This is a genomic window from Streptomyces sp. NPDC007896, from assembly GCF_042959425.1.
In the GTDB taxonomy this organism is placed as follows: Bacteria; Actinomycetota; Actinomycetes; order Streptomycetales; family Streptomycetaceae; genus Streptomyces.
This window is the reverse complement of the sequence record NZ_JBIBKX010000027.1, coordinates 54,624-68,209: the sequence shown is the minus strand read 5'-3', so window position 1 is coordinate 68,209 and position 13,586 is coordinate 54,624. Positions and strand designations below refer to the sequence as shown.

At 67.9% G+C, this 13,586-nt stretch carries 14 protein-coding genes and 3 pseudogenes; 9 read left to right on the top strand and 8 right to left on the bottom strand.

From position 1 onward, the window contains the following. The first annotated feature begins 68 nt into the window (after window positions 1-68). Window positions 69-725 (top strand): TetR family transcriptional regulator, encoded by a 657-nt coding sequence (locus tag ACFZDJ_RS50055; RefSeq protein ID WP_391069573.1) that lies wholly within the window; start codon window positions 69-71, stop codon window positions 723-725. 184 nt (window positions 726-909) lie between these two features. After that, window positions 910-1,128 (top strand): annotated as a pseudogene (locus tag ACFZDJ_RS50050) (trehalase-like domain-containing protein); the annotation flags it as partial. On the opposite strand, the gene ACFZDJ_RS50045 reads toward ACFZDJ_RS50050, so the two are convergent. From ACFZDJ_RS50045 to ACFZDJ_RS50035, 3 genes are all read right to left on the bottom strand, one after another. Then, entirely contained in the window at window positions 1,098-1,556 is a 459-nt protein-coding gene (locus ACFZDJ_RS50045; RefSeq protein WP_391069571.1) for an alpha/beta fold hydrolase, read from the bottom strand. The pseudogene ACFZDJ_RS50050 and the gene ACFZDJ_RS50045 overlap by 31 nt on opposite strands. A gap of 52 nt (window positions 1,557-1,608) precedes the next feature. Then, entirely contained in the window at window positions 1,609-2,361 is a 753-nt protein-coding gene (locus ACFZDJ_RS50040; protein WP_391069569.1) for a TetR family transcriptional regulator, read from the bottom strand. A 256-nt stretch (window positions 2,362-2,617) separates the two neighbouring features. After that, window positions 2,618-2,905 (bottom strand): hypothetical protein, encoded by a 288-nt coding sequence (locus ACFZDJ_RS50035; RefSeq protein ID WP_391069567.1) that lies wholly within the window; start codon window positions 2,903-2,905, stop codon window positions 2,618-2,620. 67 nt (window positions 2,906-2,972) lie between these two features. Here ACFZDJ_RS50035 and ACFZDJ_RS50030 point away from each other — a divergent pair. The 4 genes and pseudogenes from ACFZDJ_RS50030 to ACFZDJ_RS50015 all read left to right on the top strand — a co-directional run. Beyond that, window positions 2,973-3,128: pseudogene (locus ACFZDJ_RS50030) on the top strand (transposase); the annotation flags it as partial. A gap of 401 nt (window positions 3,129-3,529) precedes the next feature. Further along, window positions 3,530-3,724 (top strand): hypothetical protein, encoded by a 195-nt coding sequence (locus ACFZDJ_RS50025; RefSeq protein WP_391069672.1) that lies wholly within the window; start codon window positions 3,530-3,532, stop codon window positions 3,722-3,724. 239 nt (window positions 3,725-3,963) lie between these two features. Next, window positions 3,964-4,347: a VOC family protein gene (locus tag ACFZDJ_RS50020; protein ID WP_384924504.1), complete on the top strand. Its 384-nt coding sequence runs from the start codon at window positions 3,964-3,966 to the stop codon at window positions 4,345-4,347. A 180-nt stretch (window positions 4,348-4,527) separates the two neighbouring features. Further along, window positions 4,528-5,672 (top strand): annotated as a pseudogene (locus tag ACFZDJ_RS50015) (IS701 family transposase); the annotation flags it as partial. 434 nt (window positions 5,673-6,106) lie between these two features. Here ACFZDJ_RS50015 and ACFZDJ_RS50010 read toward each other — a convergent pair. The 4 genes from ACFZDJ_RS50010 to ACFZDJ_RS49995 all read right to left on the bottom strand — a co-directional run bounded on the left by ACFZDJ_RS50010 (window position 6,107) and on the right by ACFZDJ_RS49995 (window position 9,315). Further along, on the bottom strand, window positions 6,107-6,613 hold the full coding sequence (locus ACFZDJ_RS50010) for a hypothetical protein (RefSeq protein ID WP_390937339.1): 507 nt from the start codon (window positions 6,611-6,613) through the stop codon (window positions 6,107-6,109). A gap of 1,601 nt (window positions 6,614-8,214) precedes the next feature. Continuing rightward, window positions 8,215-8,544, bottom strand: a complete 330-nt coding sequence (locus ACFZDJ_RS50005; protein WP_391069566.1) for an NIPSNAP family protein — start codon at window positions 8,542-8,544, stop codon at window positions 8,215-8,217. Between the two features lie 69 nt (window positions 8,545-8,613). Further along, window positions 8,614-9,033: an SsgA family sporulation/cell division regulator gene (locus tag ACFZDJ_RS50000; protein ID WP_391069564.1), complete on the bottom strand. Its 420-nt coding sequence runs from the start codon at window positions 9,031-9,033 to the stop codon at window positions 8,614-8,616. A 27-nt stretch (window positions 9,034-9,060) separates the two neighbouring features. After that, window positions 9,061-9,315, bottom strand: a complete 255-nt coding sequence (locus ACFZDJ_RS49995) for a hypothetical protein (RefSeq protein WP_390937347.1) — start codon at window positions 9,313-9,315, stop codon at window positions 9,061-9,063. A 509-nt stretch (window positions 9,316-9,824) separates the two neighbouring features. Here ACFZDJ_RS49995 and ACFZDJ_RS49990 point away from each other — a divergent pair. From ACFZDJ_RS49990 to ACFZDJ_RS49980, 3 genes are read left to right on the top strand one after another with little or no spacing between them, the layout of a single operon-like run. After that, window positions 9,825-10,034, top strand: coding sequence for a ferredoxin (locus ACFZDJ_RS49990; RefSeq protein WP_384924483.1), 210 nt, complete (start codon window positions 9,825-9,827; stop codon window positions 10,032-10,034). Further along, window positions 10,024-11,397, top strand: coding sequence for an FAD-dependent oxidoreductase (locus ACFZDJ_RS49985; RefSeq protein ID WP_390937350.1), 1,374 nt, complete (start codon window positions 10,024-10,026; stop codon window positions 11,395-11,397). Before ACFZDJ_RS49990 ends, ACFZDJ_RS49985 begins: the two co-directional genes overlap by 11 nt. A gap of 31 nt (window positions 11,398-11,428) precedes the next feature. Next, the gene (locus tag ACFZDJ_RS49980) at window positions 11,429-12,613 is read left to right on the top strand and encodes a cytochrome P450 (RefSeq protein ID WP_391069563.1); all 1,185 of its coding nucleotides are present in this window, start codon (window positions 11,429-11,431) and stop codon (window positions 12,611-12,613) included. 114 nt (window positions 12,614-12,727) lie between these two features. Here ACFZDJ_RS49980 and ACFZDJ_RS49975 read toward each other — a convergent pair whose 3' ends face one another. Next, the gene (locus ACFZDJ_RS49975) at window positions 12,728-13,363 is read right to left on the bottom strand and encodes a TetR family transcriptional regulator (protein ID WP_391069561.1); all 636 of its coding nucleotides are present in this window, start codon (window positions 13,361-13,363) and stop codon (window positions 12,728-12,730) included. Window positions 13,364-13,586: the final 223 nt, after the last annotated feature.

Below are 13,586 nucleotides of genomic sequence, written 5' to 3'. Positions count from 1 at the left end.
GGATGAACGGAGGGGTGAAAACGGTGCCACTGTCCTCGGCGGCTGCCGACGCTGCTACCATACACCGTATGGCTACTGAACGTAAGCCCACTCGGGGCACGAGAAAGAGGGACGTACCGCTCACCACGGACGGCATCTACGCCATGGCGTTGCAGCTCATCGACGCCGACGGGGTCGAGGCGCTCACCATGCGCAAACTCGCGACCGCGCTCGATGCGAACCCGATGTCGCTGTACCACCACGTGTCGAACAAGGACGCCGTGCTGCGCGGCGTGGCCCACCGGGTCGGTTCGCAGTTCAGCGCGGGGCAGCGGGAGGGCGTCCCCTGGCAGGACCGGCTGCGTGAACTGGCCCGGGACTTCCGCGAACTGTCGCACCGCCACCCGAAACTGATGGGGTATTCCTTCACGCGCCCCGACTACGTGCAGCGGGAGGACCCCTTCTGGCAGGCACTGATCGACATCCTGGCCGCCGCGAAACTGCCCGAGGAGGAGATTCCGCGCGTTGCCGCAACCCTGGTCGGTGTGTTCACGGGTCTGCTGCTCAGCGAACTGAACGGGGCACTGCAGCGGTGGGCCACCCTGCCACCGGCACCGTCGGACGCCGACGAGGAAGACGCGCCCCCGCCCTCCAAGGACGTGATCGACACCATGTTCACTTCCGCGCTGGACGCCGCGGTCGCCGGAGTGGAGAACCATGTCGCACGAGCCCGCGAGAGGGTGTGACGGAAGCGGAACAGCTCCGGTGCGGCGGTGCGCGGTCCGGCGGTGTCTCCGCCGGGCCGACCTGGTGCCGCAGCGACAGCGAAGGGCCATAGTCGAGGCAGGATCCCAAGGAGGCCGCTGCGATGCCCGGAGCGGCGACACAGCACTAGTCAGCCCGGTACCTGCGCACCAGTCAGCCCGGTACCTGCCGATCGCCGAGCACAGCCTGATCGGGGATCTGCGCACAGCGGCCCTGGTAGGTACCGACGGGACCATCGACTGGTACTGCTGCCCGCCCTTCGACTCCCCGAGCGTGTTCGCCGCCATCCTGGACGCGGACCTGGGCGGGGCGTTCGAACTGTCCGCGGCCGTGCCCGCCGGCACGAAACAGTTCTACTTCCCCGACACCAACGTACTGATCACCTGATTCATCACCGAGGACGGGCTCGGGGAGACCCAGGACTCCATGGCGAAGGACGCCGGGTAGAGCTCGCCCATGAACCGGTCGCCCTCGACCGGGTCCTGCCAGATCTTGGTCAGCGGATGCCAGACGTACTCGGCACTGACCGGAGCGCTGCGGCCGGTCCACGTACGAACGAGGTCCGGCCGCAGGGAAGCGACGCGCGCGGTGATGATGCAGTCCCAGTCATGGCAGACCAGGTCCATCGGCTCGCCCACCCGCTCCATGAGCCAATCGACGTACTCCTCCTTGGTGGAGCCGAAGCCGCGCGGCCGGGACGTACCGAAGCCGGGCCGATCCCAAGCCTCGACATCGCTCCGGATCAGGTGTCGGCGCACGCAGTCCCGCCACAGAGTGGGTGTCGGGACGCCGTGGATCAGAGCTGCAGGCATGACTGAACTCCCTTACCGCTGAACAAAAGCAGCATGTCTGGGCTTTTGGTCGTCACTGCTCTTTCGACTCGAAACCGGCCGCCAGATCCGAGGCGCGATTGCCCATGGGCTCTCCTTCGCAGCGTGCGACCGGTGGGCTGAGTTGACGGGGGATGCGTCCGGAGGCGCGCTGGGAGTTCTGCGGGTGCTGACCCCCGCGCCCACCGGCGTGATCGGCTGTGAGCCGGCTTTCCAGGCCGCTGATGATCGTGTCCAGCACCAGGCGGAACATCCGGTCCTCGCCAAAGCCCTCGTTCGTCGGCCCGTCCTCGCCGGAGGCGGGTGTGGTGGGCTGGAGGTTCGACCACCGGTGGAGCGCGCCGTTGAGCTCGGCGATCATCACGCCGATGACGACGGCGCACACGAGCGCGGCGAGTTGCGGGATCTCCGAATGCGGCACCCCTGCAGCGTCCAATACGGCGGTGAGCGCGACCCAGAAGGGATCTTCGGGCTGGATGAAGTCCGGCTGGCTGAACGAGTAAGCCATGAAGTTGGGATGGCGGTGTGCCAGCGTCCGGAAATCCGTGGCAAGCAGGCGCATACGCTCCTGCCAGGGCGCGTCCTCCAGCGTCACGGTGCGGAACCGGGCGCCGACCATTCTCGCCACGCCACGCAGCAATGCGTCCTTGTTCGGCACGTGGTGGTACAGCGACATCGGGTTCGCGTCCAGCGCCGCGGCGAGTTTGCGCATCGTGAGCGCCTCGACCCCGTCCGCGTCGATCAGCCGCAGGGCGGAGGTGCAGATCCCTGCCTCGGTCAGAGGCACATCCCTCTTCCGAGTTCCTCTAGGGGTAGGCTTCGCTCTTTCCATACAATGTATGCTATCAAGCCGTACGGCGTATGGAAATCTCTTGCCCGGGTGGGCCGTGCGTTCCGGCGGGCCGACGAGAGGGCTCACCGCCCGTGGTGGCGATGACTCCTACGGACCTACGTACAGCACCCGGAACGGGCAGGACGGGCCCTGGTTCCTGTCGGGTGGGTGATCCTCGGATCGCGATGCCCCAGCCACTCAGCCACGTCCGTCACTGGAACGCCCTTCGACAGGCCGGCTCAGTACTGCTGCCACGGTTGCTGTGCCCGGTGGTCGGGCTGTTCGTTGAGCTGGGCATGGGTGGGGACGTCAGGGTTGATGAGGTGCACCCGCCGCGCACCTCGTCGCGGACCGCGTCGGCGTCCCAGTCGGCCTGGTTCAGCAGCCGCTGCGTACCGTCCGGGCACAGCTCCCCGGCCTGCTCGGCCGGCATCCAGCCGTTCTTGCGCTCCAAGGGCGCGAGCAGTCCGCGCAGATACTCCGTTGGGCCCGCCGACACGGCTCCGACCTCCGGAAATGCCCACCGATCCGAGCGTATAGAGCCTCCAGACCGGCCGCCTAGGTTCGTGCTGGAGCATCTGGGCGCCGAAGACGGCGTGCTGGCCGTGGACGAGACCGGCTTCATCAAGAAGGGCACCCGGTCAGCCGGCGTGCAGCGGCAGTACACCGGCACCTCCGGGAAGATCGACAACTGCCAGCTGGGGGTGTTCTTGGCCTACGCCCCTACGAGGGGGCGGGCGTTGGGCGCGGGTGCTCGCCGCCAAGGTGCCGTTTCGCTGGGTGATCGGCGACGAGGTCTACGGCCAGGACCCGGTCCTGCGCGGCTGGCTGGCCGAGCAGCGCCTGAGCTACGTGCTGGCGATCGCCTCCAAGCATCGATGCGGGCCGCGCGGGCAAAACGCCCGCACCGTCTCGGCGATCCTGCCGGATCATGTCTGGGAGATCCGCTCCGCCGGCGATGGCGCCCACGGCTTACGCGAATATGCCTGGGCCCTGGTCCCGATGCCTGGGGGCAGCGACGACCTCTTCGACGACGCCCTGCTGATCCGCCCGCAGCCTCGCCGACGGCGAGCGTGCCTACTACCCCACCCATGCCCCGGCGGGTACTGCGCTGGCGGAAATCGTGCGGGCCGCCGGCGCCCGTTGGGCGATCAAGGAGTGCTTCCAGGCCGCGAAGAACGAGACCGGCCTGGACCACTACCAGGTACGCCAGTACCCGGCCTGGTACCGGCACATCACCCTGGCCATGACCGCCGCCGTCCACCTGACTGCCATCCGCGCGACCGAGCACGAAAAGGGGGAGCCGGCCGCGACCTGATCCGACTGAGCGTGAGCGAGATCCGCCGCCTGCTGAGCAGATTCGCCCATGCCGTCCGGCACGAAGCCGGTCACATCCTGCACTGGTCACGCTGGCGCCGACGCCATCAACACCGGGCCCGACTCAGCCACTCCCGCCGCCGAGGCCACCGACTCCCGTAATCTCGGCTCCAGTAGTAGGCTGCGGGTGTGGCCATATTCTGGTGGCGGGCAGGGCGCCACTCGGACATGATCGCGCGCATGGCCTCAATGGTGACGAACATAGCGATCGACTGCGCGAACGCCTACCAACTGGCGCGGTTCTGGAGCGATGTGACCGGACACCCGCTGGATCCCGAGGACGAACCGGGTGACGACGAATCCGAGATCATGCTGCCCGGCGGCCCGGCTTTGCACTTCAACGAGGTTCCAGAGCCGAAGTCGGCCAAGAACAGGCTTCATCTATGCCTGCGTCCGGACACCTCACGGGACGCAGAGGTTGAGCGGCTGCTGAAGCTGGGCGCTTCCCTGGTCGCCGATCGCCGCAAGCCCGACGGCTGGGGCTGGGTCGTTCTCGCCGACCCGGAGGGCAACGAGTTCTGCATATTGCTGGCCGAATCCGAGCGGGCAGCACTGTCCTCGTGACCTCACCCCTTGCTCAAGCCCAGCGTCAGCCCCGCGATAAGTGCCACTGAAGTATTAGTACTCCAGTCGCGGTTCTCTATTTTCCCTGGTCACAGGCCTTGTTTGGAGTGTAGTCGGCTGACGCCGCATCAGGGCGATGGCGGTTCGTGACTCACTCGATCAGGGTGCGTTGAGCCTGTCATGGAGTCGGATATCGAAGCAGGGCTGTGGGCCACCGAGTTGGAGTCATTGCTGCTGCGGATGGGCCAGCGGTTCTCGCGTATCGAGCCGCGGCGGCGGATGCAGGACTACGTGCGCGGGCTGCTCGGCCGGTCGGCCGGAAGAACAGCTGGCAGCTCGCCGAGCACGCCGGCCATGCCACCCCGTACGGCCTGCGGCGGCTGCTGTCATGGCGCCAGTGGAATCCGGACGAGATCCGTGATGACCTGCAGGATTACGTCGCCGAGCGGCTCGGGCGACCTCACGGTGTGCTGATCGTGGACGACACTGGCTTCCTGAAGAAAGGCACGGTCTCGGCCGGGGTGCGGCGCCAATACTCGGGGACGGCCGACCGCACCGAGAACTGCCAGATCGGTGTGTTCGCCGCCTATACCTCTACGAAGGGGCGGACCTTGGTGGATCGGGAGCTTTATCTGCCCAGGTCGTGGATGGATGAGCCGGATCAGTGCCGCACGGCGAGGATTCCTGAGGGCAGGTCCTTTGCGACGAAGCCGGATCTGGCACGTGCGATGGTGTTGAGGGCGCTTGACTCCGCGCTGTCGATCGCCTGGGTGACCGCTGATGCGGCCTACGGCCAGGAACGGGGCTTCCGGCGGATGCTGGAGGAGGCAGGTGTGAACTATGTCCTGACGGTTCCCAAGTCACAGCAGGTCAAGTCACCTGCGGAAGCCGGCGCATTGACCATGTCCTGACCGGTGCCCCGGACGCTTGGGAGCGGATCTCGTGCGGGGACGGCACGAAGGGTCCTCGGGGCTACGACTGGGCCGCAGCCAAACTCCCCGTTGACGACCATGCGGACGGCGAGGCACGCACGCACGCACGATCGCTGGGTACTGGCCCGTCGCAGCCTGACCCACCCCGAGGAGATCGCGTACTACCTCGCCTTTGCCCAGGCGGACACGACCGTCTCCGAGCTGGTTCGGGTAGCCGGTTCGCGGTGGGCCATCGAGGAGTGCTTCCAGGAGGCCAAGAACGAGTGCGGCCTGGACCAGTACGAGGTCCGCCGCTACGTGGGCTGGTACCGCCACATCACCCTGGCCATGACCGCCCGCGCATTCCTGGCAGCGATGACCGCCCACGCCCTCGAAAAGGGGGCCGCAGAAACGGTCCGAGCAGTCTCGTTCCCCTCACCGTGGCAGAAGTGCGACGGCTCCTGGATCTTGCCTGTCCCCCGACGACCTGGCTCCAGCCACTCTCACACCGGCTCCACTGGCCTTACTGGCGCCGACGCCACCAAGCCATTGTCCACCACCGCCACTACCAACGCCGCACGCGCCCCGATCGGGTGAGTCACGAACCGCCACCGCCCTGATGCAGCGTCAGCCAACTACACTCCAAACAAGGCCTGTGACCAGGGAAAATAGAGAACCGCGACTGGAGTACCCGCTGTAAGGTCGTGATCTTCATGTCTGGGCGGCTTGTCGCTGATAGTCGATGGCCTGGGATCGAGCCTGGTGGCGGCGTCGCCAGGGGGATCAATCGAGCCGGTGGGCCGTGCCGTGGACGGGCCAGCCTTCTCACCGGGCGGGGGCAGGGTCAGTCAGCGGTCGAGGTCGATCGTGAAGCGCCTCGTGCCCGGAGCGATCGTGTCGGCGTGGACCGAGCCACGAGCCCGGTCGAATTCCCCGGTGCCGCCGGTGATCCCGTTGTCGAACGAAGGGGGAGGGCCCGGGTTGAGAATGCCGAAGACCGTCCCCTGCACGGAGAGCTGGCCGCCCGGGAAGTTGTAGGTCACGACGCACTCCTCCGCTCCGCCATTGTCGACCCGGGTGGTGGTGCAGGTGCCGCCGGTGTCGCCGACCTGGTTGCCGTACTGGTCGAAGAGGATCGAGCGGAAGACGGTCCGATCGCCCTGGGCGGGGCCGCCGCCGGGGTTGACGGGGAAGCGCGTCTGCTGCGCGAGCCGGCCGATGAGTGTGATGACCCGGTCTCCGCCCTTGGCGTGGGCGGAATCGGTGCCCGTCGTGGCGGCCGCGACAGGGGCGCAGGCGAGAAGGGTAACCAGCGCAGTGGTCGTGCCGAGACTGGCTGCTCTGATGGGGCGCATCGTGTGGCTCCTGAGGTTGATGCTCACGGATGGTCAGGTGACGCATTCATAACCTCGGCTCTGCCGCCGCCCGGAACGTCCCGGCGCGACCCACCGGCAGATCCGACCAATCGGACCAACCCGGGACGAGAGGCGGCCCGCCCGACCGGACGAGTCGCGCGGGCGGGTTGACGCTGGTGCAGCACATTGGCTCCTGGATCTTGCCCGTTCCCCGACGACCCGGCTCCAGCCACCCTCACACCGGCTCCACTGGCCTTACTGGCGCCGACGCCACCAAGCCATTGCCCACCACCGCCACTACCAACGCCGCACGCGCCCCGATCGGGTGAGTCACGAACCGCCACCGCCCTGATACAGCGTCAGCCAACTACACTCCAAACAAGGCCTCTGACCAGCGGTAATGGAGAACCGCGACTGGAGTATTAGGCGAAGATGTGCCGAAGCCAGTGTGTGGTGATCCTGCGCAAGAAGCCCGCCGCCTTCTCCGCGTTGCGCCAAAGCCGGTCTACGAGGGAGTGCATGAGGACTCACCGATGCCAGCTAACGGATGCCACCGGCTTCCCGACCTGGCCGAGCGCGGCCTGGCCTACGCGGTCGCCTTCAAGGGCGCCACGACCGCCTACCCGAGGGAGGCGCGACCCGAGCGCCCGCCCTGCAGCGGCCGAGGCCACCCGGCCCGCCCACCCGATGCCGCACAGCATCCTGCGCGCCCTCGTCCTGGCCGCCGGACGCAGCGCCGCCCGCAGCGTGAACATCAGGAATTGCGCAGCAGAGTCACCGCGTTCCTGGCGCCGCAGGGGTGCGACACTCGGAGATCCCGCAGATCACCGCTCCGTGGACGCCGTCATCACCGGAGTCCTCACCGCCGAACTCAACGGCGCGCACCACCAGTGGGCGAGACCCACCCCCCTGTCGGCGATACGAGCCCCCATCCAGGCCATGCCCAGAACCACGTCTTCCACCTGCCGCTGGACACGATCATCATGGGCCTGGAGAGCCGACTCGACACCAGTCGTGACGGCCAGGGCCCGGGCCGCGGCTCAACTTTCACAGTTGATTTCGCAGTCCTGAAGCTTGCGGCCTGAGGGCAGCCGTGGTCGGGCGGCCTCAGGCTGCGGCGCATGAGGAGGCACCCATCAGATCCGGGAAGGCCCTCTCCATGCGGACGCCCGACCTGCCCGTAGTCTCACCCTTGTCGCTGGTTCGCTCGCCTGGATGGCGTGCCTCGTCCCTGGTCTCGTAAGGTTCCGGGAACCGCAGTGTCTGGCGGCGGCCAGGGCCTGGACGCTGCCGTACGGCTCGCTCGCACTCCGGACGACGATCCTGCGCATGACTCGGCCGGGCGAGCCGCGGACGCGGCAGCAGCCGAAGCCTCGCGCACGGTGTCGCCGGTACGCGTTCACTCCCCGGCCGGCTGGGCCTCCATGTCACTGAGCGTCGGCCGCCCGTACTGACACGCACTCAACCGGTCTTCCGCAACTCCCCCCGACCTCGCCGATCTCGTCCATACCCGTTGCCGTCCGGCGAGCGCCTTGGCCGAGTTCCGCGGCGTTCTGACACGACCGAGAAGGTCGCCGCAGACTTCGAGCGGCTCGGACCCGTCACCGCAAGGGTGAGTCGGCGGTGGGCGTCAGCACGGACTCGGCGACGCCGACGATCTGGCTGATGTCGAAGCCCTCCATGTCCGCGCGGAATTCGGGGCTGGACAGGTATGCCCCCAGCCGCTCCTGAACGTCGTCGGCGTCCCGGTAGGAAACGAGGGCGTACAGCTGGGGCGCCTCACTCCCGGGGGCCGCAGGCACCGTCCAGACGCCATGTGTGGCGATCCCGTGCTTGGCCATACCGGGAATGTGCTTGGCCCAGATGTTCTCGTAGGCGACGAGCGCCTCAGGGCTGCGCAATGTGTAGACACGAAGCTGGTACTGGGACATGAACTCTCTTTCCTTCTCTTCTGTGACGGGCCAAAGATCCCCATCCGCACGGCGGTTGGGAGGCTTCTCTCAGCCTTTTGCAAACAAGTTCGCCAGTTCGAGCTCCCAGTCGACGTGTCCGGACTCGGCACCCCGTGGCACCAGCGCCTCCGTGTTCTCGAGGAAGGTCCTGACGTCCTGCACGGGAACCTCGAGCAAGGCGGTCCCCGCGGGAGACCCGAGGACGATGTACATCGCTTGGTCACCACGGCCGACGGGCGGCCAGACCCGGATGTCCCCGCAGCCTGCGGAACCGGTCAGGCCATCGGCCAGAAGATCACGCCCCAGAACCCATTCGGCCGGCTTGTCGGTGTCGGTGAAGAAGACGGCACGGACGACATAGGGATCAGCGGGCTCGTACCGCAGGCTCATGCACATGGGCAGCGAGTAGGTGCGCGAGATGACAAGCTGCACGGCCACCCCCTGCATGACGGTCTTCAAAGACTCCATCGGCTTTCACTCCCGGCTGGGCGGCGGTCAGCGAACGCTGATCTCAACCTGGCCGTCGTGATACCAGCCACGGATCTCGTCCCAGGAGTAACCCAGTTCGACCAGGTAGCCGACACCGTGGTCCCAGCGGTAGTCGCCGGCGTAGACCCTGCCGGCCGGACGCTGGACGTGCGCGGATGCAGAAGTCGCCGCCGAAGCGGTACCCCCGGCACCAAGAACAGCGGCACTCGCGACCGCCACGGAGGAAACGGTGACGGCAACGCGCCTCGTGAGCTTCTTCATGATCTTCCCTTCCCGATTGGTGCGATCTACACCAAGCGGCCACACGCAGGCGCTATGCGGCGCCTGGCGTGGCCGAGCAAACTCTTCCATACGGTGTATGGAAGCACTCTCCAGAATTACCATACGCCGTATGGAAATGTCGAGGCGGCAAGAATGACCCGCACGGCCGACAACGGCATGAACAGCTCGACGTTCTCGCCGAAACCGCGCCGGCCGCCTGGACGAAGTCCGCCTGGCCTTCGAGAAGATGCCCACCTGCATCGACCATCTCGGACTCCACGCCGAGGAGACCAGCCACACCGCCGAGCAACTGGGCAGCAATTCCCGGATGTTCACCCACCCTTCTCTCATCCGCGCAGCCTTCGGACTCGACCACGTCCTGGGCCAAGCCCTCACCCCTGAGGGACGAGCTGCCCGGGATTTCCGTCTCCGGAGCCGTGGCATGCGGGCGCCCGGGTCCGGCCCCATGCTGGAAGCGAGGGGGTGAGGCCACGGAGGAGGTGGTGAGGATGCAAGCCGTTGTGGATCTCACGCGCTGCCAGGGCTATGCGCAGTGCGTGTTCCTCGCACCGGAGGTGTTCGAGCTGCACGGCGAGGAGGGGTTGCTGTACGCCACGGCCGTCCCGGACGACCAGGTCGAGCGCGTGCGCCAGGCTGCGGCGGCGTGCCCGGTTCAGGCCATCCTCCTCGGTGAAGGGGTGAGCGCCGGTGCCCGGTGATCTGAGTGACGGCCGCATCGTGATCGTCGGCGCGTCGCTGGCCGGGTTGAGGGCCGCGGAGACGCTGCGCGAGGAGGGCTTCACCGGCTCACTGACCGTGGTGGGGGACGAGCCCTGTGCGCCTTACGACCGGCCACCGCTGTCCAAGCAGGTGCTGCTCGGCAAGGCGCCGGCGGACACCACGGCGCTGCCGATGCGCCGGGACCCGGACGCCGACTGGCGACTGGGAGTAGCCGCCACCGGCGTGGACCCTTTGGAGAAACGGGTGATGCTGGCCGATGGCGATTCGCTGCCGTACGACCGGCTGCTGATCGCCACCGGGACCCGGGCGCGCCCCTGGCCCGACGCGGAGGAGGCCTCCCTGGACGGCGTGTTCACCCTGCGCACCAGTGACGAGGCCGGGAGGCTGGCCGAGCGGCTGGCCGCCGGGCCGGAGCGGGTGCTGGTGATCGGTGCCGGTTTCACCGGTTCGGAGATCGCCTCCGCCTGCCGGGAGCGGGGTATCGAGGTCACGGTCGCAGAACGCGGCCCCGCGCCCCTTGTGGGCGCGCTCGGCGGCACCCTGGCGAAACTCGCGGCAGCCATGCACCGCAATCACGGCGTGGACCTGCGCTGCGGGGTGACGGTCACCGCTCTGCGCGGGGACGGGAACGGCCGGTTCACCGGCGCGGACCTGTCCGACGGCAGTCGTGTCGAGGCGGATGTGTGCGTGGTGGCGTTGGGGGCGGTCCGCAACGTCGAGTGGCTGGCGGAGTCCGGGCTGGCGGCGGGTCCGCGCGGGATCGCCTGCGACGCCGGGTGCCGGGCCTTCAACATGTACGGGATAGTCACCGACGACGTCTTCGTGGCCGGTGACGTCTCCCGGTTCCCACACCCGCTGTTCGGGTACCAGATGCTCTCCCTGGAGCACTGGGGCAACGCGGTCGAACAGGCCGAGGTGGCAGCCCACAACATGGTCAGTCCGGGGCCCCTGCGGCGCCCGCACCTCGCCGTCCCGACTTTCTGGTCGACCCAGTTCGGGCTCAACATCAAGTCGGTGGGCGTGCCCACCTACTCCGACCACGTGGTCATCGCCCAGGGCTCTCTGGAGGCTCGCCGTCTGGCGGTGGTCTACGGCTACCAGGGACGGGTCACCGCCGCGGTCACCGTCGACATGGCCAAGTCGCTCGACTACTACAAGCACCTGATCGAGACGGCCGCTCCGTTCCCGCCCCCGCCCGGCGCGGCGGACCGCGCGATCGCCGCCGACGTCACGATTCCGTCCGACGTGCCCGACCCGAGCGTGCTGTCGCACGGCCCCACCGTGGCGCTCACCGGTCACCTGCCCGATCGACGACTGACGGTGGTGCAGCCCACGCGCTGACCCACGTCCCGCCCAACCACGAGGAGCCACCATGGCCTCCGAGACCTTGCTGGCACGGATCACCGACTACGCGAACCGCCCCAACCCCTACCCGCTGTACGCGGAACTCCGCGAGGCCGGTCCCGTGGTGCGGCAGGCCAACGGCAGCTACCTGGTCGGCACCTACCACGAAATCGCCGCCCTGCTCCACGACCCGCGGATGAGTGTCGATCCCCGCAGCCGTGGCGAAGTGACACACAAGCCGCCGTTCCTGCGGCTCGACGACCCGGAGCACCACAGGCTGCGCACCCTCGCCATGCGGCCCTTCGGCCCGCCGCACAGCCCGGGCCGGGTCGACGCCATGCGCGGCGAGATCGACCGGATCACCAAGGAACTGATGGAGTCCTTCGAGGCGGGTCGGCAGATCGACATCGTCGACGATTTCGCCTACCCGCTGCCCGTCACGGTGATCTGCCGCCTGCTCGGCGTACCGCGCGAGGACGAGCCGCTGTTCCGGGCCTGGTCCGACGCTCTGGTCGCAGCCGCCGACGTCAGGCCCGAAGAGGACACCGCCGAGACGGACAAGGCGGGCGACCAGGCGCGCATCGAGATGGGCGGGTACCTGGTCAACCTCGCAGAACAGCGTCGTGGCAAGCCGAGCGACGACATGCTCTCCGCCTTCGTCAACGAACCGGACCCGGCCCTGCGGCTCACGCAGGAGGAACTCGCGGAAACCGCCGTGCTGCTCCTCATCGCGGGACACGAGACCACGGTCAACCTGATCACCAACGGGGTGCTCACCTTGCTGCGCCAACCCGAGCACCTGGACCAGCTGCGTAGTGACCCCGACCTGCTGCCGCGAGCGGTGGAGGAACTGCTGCGCTACGAACCTCCGGTCCACATACGTGAGCGCCTCCCGCTCGCCGACATCGACGTCGCCGGTACGCCGATCGCCCAAGGTACCCCCGTCCTTCTGGTACTTGCCTCGGGCAACCGCGACCCCAAGCGGTTCCACGATCCCGACCGGTTCGACCCCACCCGCCCGGACAACGAGCACCTCGGCTTCGGGAGCGGCATCCACGTCTGCTTCGGCGCACCCCTCGCCCGCATCGAAGCCCAGGCCGCCCTGGGCGCACTGCTCCCCCACCTCGGCACGGCACGCCTGGTCCAGGACCCGCCCCCCTACCGCGAGAACGCCATGCTCCGCGGACCCCGCCACCTGCCCATCCAACTCTGAGCCTGCGGGGCGGCGACAGCAGGCGAGAGAGACCAGCCGCCCCGGCACATTACGCAGGCCGCAGGAACCGGTGCGCAGTCGGCGCCAGTCGGCCGGTGCGCGACAGGATGCTCTTCACGCTGTCGCGGGAAGGGGCCGCCGGGCGAGGTCACGGGCCTCGTCCGCGGAGAGGCCGAGCATGTGCAGGATCATCTCGGCCAGTGTGCCTGCGGCCTGGTCGCTGTCGGCCTCGGGCTGGTTGCACCACAGCTCCAGGAGCGCCAGCAGGCTGCCGTTCAGCACGGTCAGGGCGATCACCGGGTCGACCACGGTGAACCGCCCTGCGGCCATGCCCTCCTCCACGTCGCGCTTCGCCCGCGGAGCCAGTCCGTCGCCGGCGCATATCCGACCGAGCTGGCTGTGGCACAGGATCTGCATGATCTCCGGGTACGACTCGGCCATGTTCGCGCTGAGCCGCACGCCCCCGGCGAGGCGCTCGGCGGGATCATCGACGCCGTGCAGGCGTTCGTCGACGGCTTGGGCGTACTCCTCCAGTGCATCGGCCACGGCCGCGTCGAACAGGTCCGGCTTGCCCGTGAAGTGGTTGTAGAAGGAGCCGAGGCCCACATCCGCGCGCTCCGCGATGGCATGGATGCTGGCGCTGGTGCCGCCGGACTCGGCCAGGATCTGCCGCGCGGCGCGGACGAGTGCCTGGCGGGTCTCGGCGCGACGGCGTTCGAATCGGTTCCTGCGTGGGGCTGGCATCGGCATGCTCCATAAATAAGAGCAGCAGTTCTGATGAATTCATCATTGCATCGCCGACCTCGGACGTCTACCCCGGCCCGCTAATCCCGACTCCGCGGTCGCGTGATTGACAGCACACGGTCACATCTGACGCTTTGATCAGTTTCGAGGGGCTTGACGATAAAGCGGTCGTATCTGATTATTTCATCAGAAGTGGACAAACTCGTCCAAGGTTGGCAGGCGTCGTGCC